Origin of the sequence: Aphanizomenon sp. UHCC 0183 (genome assembly GCF_009712065.1) — a bacterium.
GTDB classification, from domain to species: domain Bacteria; phylum Cyanobacteriota; class Cyanobacteriia; order Cyanobacteriales; family Nostocaceae; genus Dolichospermum; species Dolichospermum heterosporum.
On the sequence record NZ_VILC01000095.1, the window covers coordinates 5,585 to 16,984 of the forward strand.

Here is an 11,400-nt window from a genome sequence, read left to right on the forward strand (position 1 = left end):
GGGTTGACAGACTACTAGGTGGAATTTGTTCAATAGGAATTAGTGATTCCATGACAGTTTTCACAATTGGTGCAGCTACAGTAGAACCATAGGCATTTTCTCCCTTTGGTTCATCCACAACTGCAAACACCACATAACGGGGAGATTCCACAGGCAAAATAGCGACAAAACTGGTAATTCTTGCACCTTTAATATATCCACCATTAGGACTAGCTTTTTGCGCTGTTCCTGTTTTGCCACCAATCCGATATCCTGAAATTCTCGCTGCTTTACCAGTACCTGAACTGACTACTGTTTCCATCATTTCCACAACCTTTTGGGTGGTTGTAGGTGAGAAAATTTGTCTTGGTTCTGGAAGAGTACGTGAATAGTGCATTCCGCCCTTGGTATCAATCAGTCCTCGGACTACATGAGGTGTGACTAATTTGCCCCCATTAGCTAATGCACCGTGTAGTTGTACCAGTTGTAATGGAGTGAGAGAAAAGCCTTGTCCAAAAGATGTGGTAGCTGGTTCAATGGCTGAAGAAATAAATTGTTCTTGACTTTTTAATTGACCACTAACTTCAAAGGGCAAATCTGTCTCAACTTTTTGTCCTAATCCTAAACGTTCCAGCAAGTTGTAGTATATAGATGGTTTTAATCTTTGAATGATTCTGACCATGCCAATATTACTAGAAGTTTGTAAAATTTCAGAAATAGTTAATCGGCGATAACCAGTTTTTTCGGCATTTTTGATTGTATGTGTGCCGATTTTAATAGAACCAGGATCTTCAAAAGTGTCATCCGGTTTGATTGCACCATTTTCGAGAGCGATCGCCACATTCACCGGCTTAAAAGTTGATCCCGGTTCATAAAGATCAGCCACAGTCCAATTTTTGAACAGAGAAATATCAGACTTAGCATATTGATTCGGATTATAGGTAGGCTGAGAAACCAAAGCCAATAAAGAACCGTCCACTGCATCCATGACAACCACTGCACCCCGTTTGGCACTGAATTTGGTCATTTGTTCTTTTAAGGCTGCGCGGGCTACCCGTTGCACACGGCTATCAATAGTCAATTGCAATTTTAAATCATCAAAATGCAAAAATCCTTCCGTCGCATAATCTGGCATCAACGACCCATTTCCCGACTTACTCATCCGCACTATTTGTCCAGAACGTTCTAGTAACTTCTCCTGACTATATTCCACACCAGCTTGACCACGACGGTCAAGATTAACATAGCCCACGACATCCGCCACTAAATCATCTTGGGGATAAAATCGGGAGTATTTTTGAATAAACTCAAACCCATTCAAACGCAGTGATATTAACTTATCAGTAATATCTTCAGAGACCCCAGAAGCTAGTAAAATTCCACTTCGTTTACTTTGGAATGTTTTCACCAAATCGGCCTTTTCTTTGCCGATAATTGGCGCGATTTTCTCCGCGATTTCTTCCTGGGATAGCTCGAATAACTTAGGATGACTATATACAGTATAAACGGGACGATCAATAGCCAACACATTATTATCCCGATCCACTACCGGACGACGAGGCATATAAGGGCGCACATTCACCATTTGCTGATTTCGCGCCTTCTTAGTCAGCTTTTTTCCCTGAACAATTTGTAATTGATATAAGTTAAATGCCAAACCTACCATAGCAATCATTAACACACCCCATACAGCAAACAGTCGTAATTGAATGTTAGGTGGAGTTTCCGGTGTTTTTGGCTCAATATTTTCTGATTGAGTCTGTCTAGAAAACTTTCGTTTGCGTCTGAATTCTAAATTACGTAGATTTCTAAGTTGTGTTTTAAGTGATGACTTTAGCATGAGTCAGGAGTTCAGGAGGTAGGGGCGCAGGGGCCTGCGCCCATTCAAGAGTATGGCTAACGCCACGCTGCGCTATCAGGATTTCAGGAGAAAGAAGAAAGAAGAAAAAGATTAACTAACGACGAATGACCAATGACCAATGACTAAGTAGTGAGACAGAATTAATTACACAATGTCATTGCGTTAGCGTGGCGTTAGCCATATGGAACGAAGTCAAATGAAGCAATTCCAAGGGTTGTGATTGCTTCCCTTCGCTCGCAATGACTGTAAATATTTTTGTCCAATTACTTAATGACCAATGACCAATGACCAATTAGTATCCTAATGGAGAAGGGGGTTCAGGTTGCGGTTCTGGTTGAGAAGTTGAGAATGACGACCGGGGATAATTATTAGATGTTGGTGGTAAGAAAATTGTCCTCTTAGAAGTTGGTGATACCAGTTCCGTACCGGGCTGTTCCGCTTCCTGTGCCATTTTGCTAGTTAGTGTCGCATTAGCAGTATTTAACTGTCGCTCATGACGTTGTAAGCTTTGTAGCTTACGGTAAGAATCACTCCAAATCTCTTGTGAATATACAGTCCAATCATAAACTATTAATGTTGCTACCACTAATAAAAATGCTAAAATTGACGAATAGCGATTGACCATATACATACGTAGTAACCATTCAGGCATGGCTGGAGTGTGACTCATCCTATAAGCAGCAGTATTTGATTGTCTATTAATATCAGTAGTTTGTTGTTTACCCGCGTCTAAACTTGAGGTGCGAATTGCTGTTTTATTTCGGCGAGAACCTAAGAAATTCAGCCAAGCATTTCGGGGACTAGACGATTTAACTGCGATCGCTTCACTATCTAATCGGGAGGAACTCTGGCTTTTTTTATTCAAATTTCGAGAACGTCGCTTATTCAATGACGCAGGAGAATTGCCCCAGAACCAGGTATTTTTTGCGGAAACTGCTGATTTACGTTCAAAACCCATGATTTTTCTGATAATAAATACTTTATTTTTGACTTAATTAGATTTTGCCCAAAGTTACAAAAAAAGGGAACAGGAAATATCCAAGTTTTCAATCTCTCTCTTTTCAGGGGGATTTCACCCTTCTCTTTAGCAAATTTTCAGGACAAGAATCGAGACCATTCTAACCGTTAATTACATCCTGTTTGTGTTACATATAATCTACAAGAATGTTACAAAAAAGAATGGGTTGAAATATGTAATCAGAAAGTCCTTAAAAAAAATCAATAAATAAGGTATCTTATTCAACAGGCGAAAGATTTTATTGCCACAATTGGTGAAAGAGGAGTTATGAAGACAAAAATTTTTGGTTTGGCTCTAATGTTAAGTCTGGCTACCATGCTTGGAGCTTGTGACGGTGGTGGTCAACCAGCAGGTACTACCAGTTCTCCAGCAGCAACAACAGGTGGAGAACCAGCAGATACTGGTGCTACCCCCGCGGCGACCACATCTCCTGATGCGGCAACATCTCCCGCAGCTACTACATCCCCTGCTGCGACCACATCTCCTGAGGCTACTCCCAAAAAACCTTAGTATAGGGTAGAGTATTAACCTCTCCTGGGTAGTTGATATCTTTAAAAATTATTTTCTACAAACCTCTACTGAGAAAGTTAAGATAGTTTGTAGATTAAAAAATAAAGATTCAACTGCCTAACAGTGTTAAGTTGGGTAAAAAAGAAGAACATTCATCAGGTTTTGCTTCTGGGCTAGATTCAGTTCTCGCCCAGTTTGATTTTTTAATATTTGTTTTGCCAGTAACCAAAGTAATCTCAATATATGCTGTTACTGCAATTTAGTACATCTCATTATTGTCGCAAAGCCAGATTGGCATTGGGTTATAAAGGAATTAGTTATCAAACCGAAAATCTCACTCCAGGGCTGCACATCTTGAGGCTAAAGTCCTTAACTGGATTGACAACATTACCTGTCCTGTTACCCCAAATTGTCGGACAACCCCAAGTTATTGGCGACTCTACGGAAATTTTTAAATTTTTAGAAAGCTATCAACCCGAACCTACCTTGTTTCTACCCAATTTAGAACAGCAAACTCAAGCTGCGATGTTAGAAGACTGGTTAGATGAAAGTATAGGCACGGCTACTAGATTTGTATATTATCAATTTCGCGCTGGTGAAGGTAAGGACATTGACCCATCACTATTTAGCCAAGTAGTGATTAAAGTAGTCAGACAACAATATGGTATTAATGATACTACCGTTGAATTAGCTAAAAAAAGACTCGCTAATGCCTTGTCATTATTGTCTATGTATTGGCAAAAAGGTGATTATTTAGTGGGTAGCCGCTTGAGTATAGCTGATATTGCAGCGGCGGCTTTGTTGAGTCCTTTAGCACTAATTCCCGATTATCGTCAGGCATATCCACAGATTTTTGCACGAATTATCAATATCCACCAGTTATGTGGTGAACCATTGCCACCAGGACTTGAGGACGTAGGGGCGCAGGGCTTGCGCCCAATCAGGAGTTAAGATGAAACGGATACTGCTAGTTATTTTGAGTGTTACTACTAGTATTTTAATCGGGTTTAGTGGTCATAGTAGTAAAGTCGTGATGGCATTACCACCACAAGCAGATATACCAGAGGAGATATTGCGAACAGAGATTATTCTAGCAGCGCGATCGCCCATTGATGGCAGAATCCTCACGCCCGCAGAATATGCCGAATTGCAAGCACAAATGCAAATAAGTCCACCACCACGTTTAGCCTCCGGTATCCGCGATAAAGTATTTTTGCTGCAACTACGCAAAACATTATTACAACTTTTCCCATTTTTAAGTATTTAATTAGGGAATAGGGGGTAGGGGAGGTGGGGGAGGTGGGGGAGGTAGGGGAGGTGGGGGAGGTAGGGGAGGTAGGGGAGGTAGGGGAGGTAGGGGAGGTGGGGGAGGTAGGGGAGGTAGGGGAGGTAGGGGGAGAAAGAATTTTCCCAATGACCACTGACCACTGACCACTGACCAATGACCAATGACCAATGACCAATGACCACTGACCACTGACCACTGACCACTGACCAATGACCACTGACAACTAACAACTGACAACTGACAACTGACAGTGGCGACAAAGATGCAAGAATATGAATAGTTAAAAAGTAGATTTAGTTAATCACCATATATCACATAGGTAGCTTCATGTCCACAACCACAGTCGCCCCCGAACAGGTTAATCGCATTGTTGGCAATCAACATCACGATCCCTTTGAAATTCTGGGTTCTCATCTCATCGATCAAAATGGTAAAACTGTCTGGGCTGTGCGAGCCTATCTCCCAAATGCCAGCGCTGCGTGGGTAGTAGTTCCAGAGGAACGGAAAGAATACCCAATGGATACAGTGCATAATCCACACTTTTTTGAATGCACCATTGAAACCACAGAACTGAAAAATTATCAGTTACGCATTAAAGAAGGAGAACATGAGCGGGTAGTTAATGACCCTTATGCTTTCCGTTCTGCCCACTTAACAGAATTTGATCTACATTTGTTTAGTGAAGGCAACCATCACCGCATTTACGAAAAATTAGGAGCGCACACCACAGAAGTAGATGGTGTCAAAGGCGTTTATTTTGCCGTTTGGGCCCCCAATGCCCGCAACGTTTCCTTATTGGGAGATTTTAACCTGTGGGATGGACGCAAACACCAGATGCGGAAAGGACACACAGGCATTTGGGAATTATTTATTCCCGAAATAGGTGTAGGAGAACATTACAAATACGAAATCAAAAATTTTGAAGGACATATTTACGAAAAATCTGATCCTTACGGTTTTCAACAAGAACCCCGGCCAAAAACAGCATCTATTGTTACTGACTTAACTTCCTACACCTGGAAAGACGAAGACTGGCTGGAAAAGCGGCGACACAGTGACCCCTTGAGCCAACCCATCTCCGTTTACGAAGTCCATTTAGGCTCTTGGTTACACGCTGCTAGTGCTGAATCTGCCAAATTACCCAATGGGGAAACTGAAGCTGTAGTTGTCGTTTCTGAACTAAAACCCGGCGCTCGGTTTCTGACTTATCGGGAACTAGCAGATAAACTCATTCCCTACGTTAAGAAATTAGGATATACCCATTTAGAACTCCTCCCAATTGCCGAGCATCCCTTTGATGGTTCTTGGGGTTATCAAGTAACCGGTTATTTTGCGCCTACTTCCCGTTTTGGTACACCCGAAGACTTCATGTACTTTGTGGACGAATGCCATAACAATGGTATTGGTGTCATTGTAGATTGGGTTCCTGGTCACTTCCCCAAAGATGGACATGGTTTAGCCTTCTTTGATGGTAGTCACTTGTATGAACACTCTGATGCTCGCAAAGGTGAACATAAGGAATGGGGGACTTTAGTATTTAACTACAATCGCCATGAAGTCCGTAATTTCCTAGTGGCTAATGCCCTGTTCTGGTTTGATAAATACCACATTGACGGAATTCGTGTTGATGCGGTTGCTTCCATGCTTTACCTTGACTACTGCCGAAAACCAGGAGAATGGTTGACTAACGAATATGGTGGTCGAGAAAATTTAGAGGCGGCAGATTTTTTACGTCAAGTTAATAGTTTGTTATTTAGTTATTACCCTGGTGTGCTTTCCATTGCGGAGGAGTCCACATCTTGGCCAATGGTATCTTGGCCTACCTATACGGGCGGATTGGGCTTTAACTTAAAGTGGAATATGGGCTGGATGCACGATATGCTGGATTACTTCAGTATGGACCCCTGGTTTCGTCAGTTCCATCAAAACAATATTACCTTTAGTATGTGGTATAACCACAGCGAGAACTTCATGTTAGCTCTGTCCCATGATGAAATCGTGCATGGTAAGAGTAATATGATCGGTAAAATGCCCGGTGATGAATGGCAGAAGTTAGCTAATATACGTTGTTTATTCGCTTATATGTTCGCTCACCCTGGCAAGAAAACCATGTTTATGAGCATGGAATTTGGTCAGTGGAGTGAGTGGAATGCTTGGGCTGATTTGGAATGGCATCTTTTACAGTTTGAACCACACCGACAGTTAAAGGATTTTTTCCAGTCTCTTAATCATTTTTACCGTTCCGAACCTGCTTTATACACTCAAGATTTTGACCAAGCCGGGTTTGAATGGATTGATTGTACTGATAACCGTCATAGTGTGGTTTCTTTTGTCCGTCGTGACAAGAATTCTGACGATTTTATGATTGTGGTTTGTAACTTTACACCTCAACCCCATTCGCACTACCGTATTGGTGTGCCAGAAAAGGGTTTTTATACTGAGTTGTTCAATAGTGATGCCCATCAGTATGGCGGTAGTAATATGGGCAATTTAGGTGGTAAGTGGACTGATGATTGGTCTTTGCACAATCGTCCTTATTCTTTAGATTTGTGTTTACCTCCTTTGGGTGTGTTGATGCTCAAGTTGGATAAACAGAAATCTGCACAGGTGATGGAATAATACTTTAGGGTGGGCAATGCTCACCCTATATTGTTTTTACAGCACTGCCCGGTATTATGAGGTATAAGAACCGCCCCATAACCACCAATTCTGGGGGAACAAGAATTTGAAACTCCCCCAAACTTGGGAGATTTAGGGAGCGAAATAGGCACAAAACGAAGATAGATAGGACTTGTGTGTACACCGTAGCTTAGAAAGGGGGGAAATTAATCAAAGTCCCCCTTTTTAAGGGGGATTTAGGGGGATCTAGAAGGCTTATAGTTATAACTAGCAACTTGGGTTAATACAAGCGTTTGGGATTTCTTACGTCTGCAAGTTGGGCTATTGTATTGTCGTCTTGACACCCGGTGATGATCATCTGTTTGACTATTAGCCAAGTGCGAAAGGTAGTAGTCAGGGTAGCGGTAATCTTTAAAGCTGGTTCGTTACAGTTAATTAAGCGTTCAACAAATTCTAATGCTTGAGCAATGTTACCCAAGCGAATGGCGTTGGCTAGTTGTAAACTATTAGTAGCACTTTCTGAGACTAATTCTTTCACCATATCCCCATTGACTGTTTTACCCAAAGCATAGGTTTTGAGCTTTTCTAGTTCGGTGAATATCAGTCGTGTATTATTGCCTGTGTAATCAATCAATACTTTGTAAGCATCAGTAGTGAGTGTTACACCTACTTCGTCAGCTAATGTCCGAGCTTGCTGTATTAATGCTTGGGTTTGCCATTGGGGAATGAGAGGAAATTCTGTTACCTGTGCGTACTCCAGTAGGAGTTTGACGGATTTATTTCTCGCGTCAGGTTTGTGAGTGTTGGTGATCAGGAGGGTATTTGTTGAGGGAATTTTGGGGAGAATGGACTCCAACTGCAACAAAATTTCTTTTGAACAAACTCCCAGTAATGTGCTGTTGGGCAAATGTACTAATCTTCCTCCACTCCCAACTCGTGGTGTCATGATATCGGATAATGCTTGAGGAATGGTTTCTTTAGATTCTGGGGGGTATTCTGTATAGTTAAAGTTTGCCCATTGTTGATCTAGAGTGTGGGTTTTTAGTTGTTTCATGGTGCGAGTTAGAAAGAATTCGTTTTCACCAAAGTACAGGTATGTTGGCATGGTAGTACGGCAATACGATTGTCGTACATGAGCGTTAGCTCTAGGCTGAAATTTTTAGTACATAATTACTATATATACTTGTAAGTCTTGCTGTATGATGAATTTATTGTTGTTTAAAAGATAAAGTAGCTGGAAGGCTTATTTTTCAGTTGTGCAAAATCTGTGGCGATTGCCTTCGGCACTGCGGGAGAGCGCAACTGCCTTCAATCGAGTAAGCTTTAGTTTGATGAAATTTTCTCATAACTTTGAAAGCTATTGTAAACTTTATTGGTGAGAAGTATCTATGACCTAACCTAATACTCCTAAAAAACTTTTTATTATTTTACCGGAGAATCAAAAATGTCAGTAGGAAAACCAGAGTATCAATTTCCTGAATTTGTTAATAATCCTGAACCTCGTTGTCCAGTTATTCTTTTGTTGGATACATCTGGTTCTATGGGAGGTGAGCCAATTGGACAATTAAATAAAGGCATTAAAGTCTTCAAGCGTGAAGCACAAAAAGATGCCATAGCATCACTTCGGATTGAAGTTTCTATTATTACATTTGGTCAAACAGTAGATATAGTTCAAGATTTTGTAACAATTGATGAATTTACCCCTCCTGTTCTCCAGGCTAATGGCGATACTCCTATGGGACAAGCAATTGGTTGTGCTTTAAATTTGTTAGAGGATCGTAAAGAAGCTTATAAAAATAATGGGATGCAGTATTATCAACCCTGGGTTTTCTTAATTACTGATGGTGCTCCTACTGATTCTTGGCAAAAGGCATCACAACGTCTGCAAGAACTGGAAAAAGCGCAAAGGCTCTCTTTCTTTGCAGTTGCAGTTGAGGGGGCAGATATGAACACCCTACAAAAAATTTCTCTGCGCCCGCCTGTTATTCTAAAAGGATTGGATTTCAATAATATGTTTATTTGGTTAAGTCAGTCAATGTCTCGCGTTTCCAGTGCTAAGGTTAGTAGTGGAATGACTGATTTGCCACCTTTGACTTGGGCTAAAGTACCTAATTAGTTGAGGAGAATATATTATGGGATGGAAAGCGTTAGTTCGTTTCGATTCGGGTGTGAGCCACCACAAGCAAGGTATACCCTGTCAAGATAGTGGAGGCTATATCTGTTTTAAAAGGATTTTAATTGGTGCAGTTTCAGATGGTGCAGGGAGTGCCAAATTTTCCGATGAGGGTTCTCAGTTAGCAGTAGAAGTGTCTTTGAAATTTCTAAAAAAACAAATTGAGGAATTGCTTGAAGATAATTCTTACAATATAAGACGATTTTATTCAGAAGAAGAAGTAAAAAAATTATTTAGTATAACTCTAGAAAAAGTCATCAAAGAGTTAGAAAAGAAATCACAAGAAAGAAATTGTGACTTGAACGACTTTGCTTGTACTCTGTTACTTTTTGTGAGCTTTCCTGATTTCAGTGCTGCTATACAGATTGGTGATGGGTTTATTGTAGTGAAATTACATGGCAAGGAAGAATATGAACTTCTTTTTAAGCCAGATAAAGGAGAATTTGCTAACCAAACGTCTTTTATTACATCAACTAATCCTTTCCAGGATATGAAATTTGTATACAAATCTACCTATTATCCTGAGTTCGTATGTATGTCAACTGATGGACTTGAAAGATTAGCTTTAAATTCGAGTGATTGGAAACCTTATTCACGTTTCTTTCAACCTTTAGAATACTATTTACAAAATGAAGATCCTAACTTAGATGATCCAGAAGAGTATGTTTTAAAATTTCTAAAATCCGAAAAATTGAATGCTCAGACAGATGATGATAAAACACTTCTTTTATGTTTGTTTAATCATGATTTTCCTGAAGTAGATAGGAGTTATATACCAAAAGTGACTATCAGTCCAGTATCAGATCCAGGCGAAGACATAAAAATATCATCACCACCATCTAATTATGAAAATAACCACCCAGTCGGATCAAAAACTCCGATCCCTATTATTACTAGAAGAAAAAGGAAAAATAATCATATCCCTATTTTAAATAAATTGGTTTTTATTTCGTTTTTGCTGCTGTTAATGATCACAATATTTAGCTTGTTTAGCAAAATATTATCACCTGATTCCGCTGATAAGAACTCTTATATTTTATCTACACCTTTAACAATAGATAGGCGCACACAAAATAAAAATATTGACTCTGATTTTAAAACAAATAAGTCCTCTTTAGTGAAAATATTCAAAGAGAATATAATTGACAATGAGTTTTATAAAGATAAAATTCAATCTGATGCTAGAATCCAAGATGATGGAATTAAAGTTTTCAAGAATACATCAGACCATTTTATAGTCATAATTCCAGTTAAAGGAAAGGACTTCCAAAAAGAATATTTCATTGAATTAAAAAATATTGGAGTAAAAAAAGGAGAAAAAGTATGGAGGATTGTGTGGCTTGCAAGTAGCGATTAAAGGTAAAATATTCTCACTAGTTTTTGATAACTATGTTTTTTAATTCTTTTTGATTTTTTTTGAACTACTAGTACATATAATGCAATGAATAATCCAATGAATATTGTTTATGACTATCAAGGTATAGCTATTTATCTGAAGAAAAAAATAAATGAAGGTGGAGAAGGTGAGATTTGGGAAACCAGCGTTGATGGACAGTTAGCAAAGATATATTTGGAAAAGAACAGATCTACAGAAATGTATGCAAAGATAAAGTTTATGATTGAGCATCCACCTGTAAATCCAACTAAACATCAGGGACATAATTGTTTTACCTGGCCTACGCGCTTAGTCAGAGATGATAAACAAAAATTTTTGGGCTTTCTTATGCCAAAAATTGAGTCTGCTAAGGAGTTAATTAATCTCTATAGTCCACAACTCCGTAACAGTTTACTTCCTGAGTTTAATTGGAAGTATTTGCTTACAGCAGCTAAAAATCTTGCTTGGATTATTTATCATATTCATGAAAGAGGGTATATTTTGGGTGATATTCAACCAAAAAATATTTTGGTAAATAATCAAGCTCTTATTACTATTGTTGATACAGATTCATTTC

Annotated in this window: 9 protein-coding genes and 1 pseudogene; 7 read left to right on the forward strand and 3 right to left on the reverse strand. The window is 39.5% G+C overall.

Going from position 1 to position 11,400, the window contains the following annotated elements:
• Together FJR37_RS22070 and FJR37_RS22075 are read right to left on the reverse strand one after the other, a co-directional pair.
• A partial coding sequence (locus FJR37_RS22070) for a penicillin-binding protein 2 (RefSeq protein WP_168467126.1) occupies nt 1-1,819 on the reverse strand: 1,819 nt, incomplete at its 3' end.
• Between the two features lie 313 nt (nt 1,820-2,132).
• A complete protein-coding gene (locus FJR37_RS22075; RefSeq protein ID WP_039202039.1) occupies nt 2,133-2,798 on the reverse strand; it encodes a hypothetical protein in 666 nt (221 codons plus the stop codon).
• A 327-nt stretch (nt 2,799-3,125) separates the two neighbouring features.
• Here FJR37_RS22075 and FJR37_RS22080 point away from each other — a divergent pair, with 327 nt between their 5' ends.
• The 4 genes from FJR37_RS22080 to glgB all read left to right on the forward strand — a co-directional run bounded on the left by FJR37_RS22080 (nt 3,126) and on the right by glgB (nt 7,275).
• Nucleotides 3,126-3,368: a hypothetical protein gene (locus tag FJR37_RS22080; RefSeq protein WP_168467127.1), complete on the forward strand. Its 243-nt coding sequence runs from the start codon at nt 3,126-3,128 to the stop codon at nt 3,366-3,368.
• Nucleotides 3,369-3,611: 243 nt separating this feature from the next.
• Nucleotides 3,612-4,319 carry a glutathione S-transferase family protein gene (locus FJR37_RS22085; RefSeq protein WP_039202036.1) on the forward strand — a complete coding sequence of 236 codons (708 nt, stop codon included), beginning with the start codon at nt 3,612-3,614 and terminating at the stop codon, nt 4,317-4,319.
• A gap of 1 nt (nt 4,320) precedes the next feature.
• The gene (locus FJR37_RS22090; RefSeq protein WP_039202035.1) at nt 4,321-4,635 is read left to right on the forward strand and encodes a hypothetical protein; all 315 of its coding nucleotides are present in this window, start codon (nt 4,321-4,323) and stop codon (nt 4,633-4,635) included.
• 348 nt (nt 4,636-4,983) lie between these two features.
• Nucleotides 4,984-7,275, forward strand: coding sequence for a 1,4-alpha-glucan branching enzyme (gene glgB, locus FJR37_RS22095; protein WP_168467128.1), 2,292 nt, complete (start codon nt 4,984-4,986; stop codon nt 7,273-7,275).
• 280 nt (nt 7,276-7,555) lie between these two features.
• On the opposite strand, the gene holA is transcribed toward glgB, so the two are convergent.
• Nucleotides 7,556-8,380: a DNA polymerase III subunit delta gene (gene holA, locus FJR37_RS22100; protein WP_039200214.1), complete on the reverse strand. Its 825-nt coding sequence runs from the start codon at nt 8,378-8,380 to the stop codon at nt 7,556-7,558.
• A gap of 339 nt (nt 8,381-8,719) precedes the next feature.
• Here holA and FJR37_RS22105 point away from each other — a divergent pair, with 339 nt between their 5' ends.
• From FJR37_RS22105 to FJR37_RS22115, 3 genes and pseudogenes are all read left to right on the forward strand, one after another.
• Entirely contained in the window at nt 8,720-9,391 is a 672-nt protein-coding gene (locus FJR37_RS22105; RefSeq protein WP_039200209.1) for a VWA domain-containing protein, read from the forward strand.
• A 16-nt stretch (nt 9,392-9,407) separates the two neighbouring features.
• Nucleotides 9,408-10,805 carry a PP2C family serine/threonine-protein phosphatase gene (locus FJR37_RS22110; protein WP_168467129.1) on the forward strand — a complete coding sequence of 466 codons (1,398 nt, stop codon included), beginning with the start codon at nt 9,408-9,410 and terminating at the stop codon, nt 10,803-10,805.
• Between the two features lie 84 nt (nt 10,806-10,889).
• Nucleotides 10,890-11,400: pseudogene (locus tag FJR37_RS22115) on the forward strand (hypothetical protein); the annotation flags it as partial.

Bases quoted from the DNA above. Each gene is read 5' to 3' on its own strand.
- FJR37_RS22075 (WP_039202039.1), bottom strand. From the start codon at position 2,798: ATGGGTTTTGAACGTAAATCAGCAGTTTCCGCAAAAAATACCTGGTTC.
- FJR37_RS22080 (WP_168467127.1), top strand. From the start codon at position 3,126: ATGAAGACAAAAATTTTTGGTTTGGCTCTAATGTTAAGTCTGGCTACC.
- FJR37_RS22085 (WP_039202036.1), top strand. From the start codon at position 3,612: ATGCTGTTACTGCAATTTAGTACATCTCATTATTGTCGCAAAGCCAGA.
- FJR37_RS22090 (WP_039202035.1), top strand. From the start codon at position 4,321: ATGAAACGGATACTGCTAGTTATTTTGAGTGTTACTACTAGTATTTTA.
- glgB (WP_168467128.1), top strand. From the start codon at position 4,984: ATGTCCACAACCACAGTCGCCCCCGAACAGGTTAATCGCATTGTTGGC.
- holA (WP_039200214.1), bottom strand. From the start codon at position 8,380: ATGCCAACATACCTGTACTTTGGTGAAAACGAATTCTTTCTAACTCGC.
- FJR37_RS22105 (WP_039200209.1), top strand. From the start codon at position 8,720: ATGTCAGTAGGAAAACCAGAGTATCAATTTCCTGAATTTGTTAATAAT.
- FJR37_RS22110 (WP_168467129.1), top strand. From the start codon at position 9,408: ATGGGATGGAAAGCGTTAGTTCGTTTCGATTCGGGTGTGAGCCACCAC.